Raw genomic sequence first — 1,247 nt, 5'->3', positions numbered from 1 at the left:
CCGCAACGAGCCCACGCGGCCGACGCGCCGCCCCGCGCCCTGCCTCCACACCGCCGCCGCCCGCGTCCCGGAAGCGGGCGCGGGCGGCGGCGGTGTGCGGCGGCCGTGGGGCGGCGTACGGCCAGCCTGCGGCGGTCGTGCAGTGGCGTACGGTCCCTGCGCGGCAGTCGTGGCATGGCGTACAGCCCGTGCGCGGTGGTGGGGACGGCGTACGGTCACCCTTCGGCGGCCGTGGGGTGGCAGGCCGCCAGGGGGGGGCGGCGGTGGCAAGGTAGCGACGCACGGTCAGCTCACGACGGGCCATCGGGCGGCCTACGGTCCGTACGCGGCGAGCGTTGGGGGGCTACGGTCCGTACACGGCGATCGTGGGGGGGGCGGCGTACGGTCAGCCTGCGGTGACGTACCGACTGTGCGCGGCGGCCGTGGGGCGAACCGTCAAGGGCACGACAGCCGCACGCGCGCATACCGTCAGAACGCGGCAGCCGAGAGATGCGTGCCGTCAGGGCGCGGCGGCCGCAGGGCGGCATGCCGTCAGGGCGCCGCGGCCGTGCGGTGGCGTACGGCCGATCCCTCGCGGCCCTTCACGACCTCCAGCTGGGCCGGGATCCGTCGGCGCAGGTCGGCGACGTGGCTGACGATGCCGACCGTGCGGTCCCGCTCGCGCAGCGAGTCCAGCACGTCCATGACCTCGTCCAGGGTCTGCTCGTCCAGGCTGCCGAACCCCTCGTCGATGAAGAGGGTGTCCAGGCGGACCCCGCCCGCCTCGTCGGTGACCACGTCGGCGAGGCCCAGCGCGAGGGCGAGCGAGGCGAAGAAGGTCTCTCCGCCGGAGAGGGTGGCGGTGTCGCGTTCGCGGCCGGTCCAGGCGTCGATGACGTGCAGACCGAGACCGGAACGGCCGCGTCCGCCGGACCGGGCGTCGGAGTGCACCAGGGTGTAGCGCCCGGAGGACATCTGGCGCAGCCGCGCGCTCGCCGCCGCGGCGACCTGTTCCAGCCGGGCCGCGAGCACATACGCCTCCAGCCGCATCCTGCGCTCGTTGTCGGCGGAGGTGCCCGCCGCGAGCGAGGCCAGGCGGGCGATCCGGTCGTACTCCGCGCGCAGCGGGGCGAGCCGCCGGGCGTCGGCGACCGCCTGTGCGGAGAGCGCGTCGAGTTCCTCGCAGCGGGTGCGGGCCGCGGCGTCGGCGGCGGAGACCTCGCGCAGCGCACGGGTGGCCGCCTCGGCCGCCGCCCGCGTCGCGGCGG

At 76.7% G+C, this 1,247-nt stretch carries 1 protein-coding gene; it reads right to left on the bottom strand.

All coding sequences use genetic code 11. From position 1 onward, the window contains the following. Positions 1-531 precede the first annotated feature (531 nt). Positions 532-1,247, bottom strand: a 716-nt coding sequence (locus tag AXW62_RS31620; protein WP_289306031.1) for an SbcC/MukB-like Walker B domain-containing protein, incomplete at its 5' end; no start/stop codon positions are given.

This window comes from Streptomyces hygroscopicus subsp. hygroscopicus, assembly GCF_001553455.1.
Lineage (GTDB): Bacteria > Actinomycetota > Actinomycetes > Streptomycetales > Streptomycetaceae > Streptomyces > Streptomyces hygroscopicus.
This window is presented reverse-complemented; position numbering and strand designations above follow the sequence as displayed.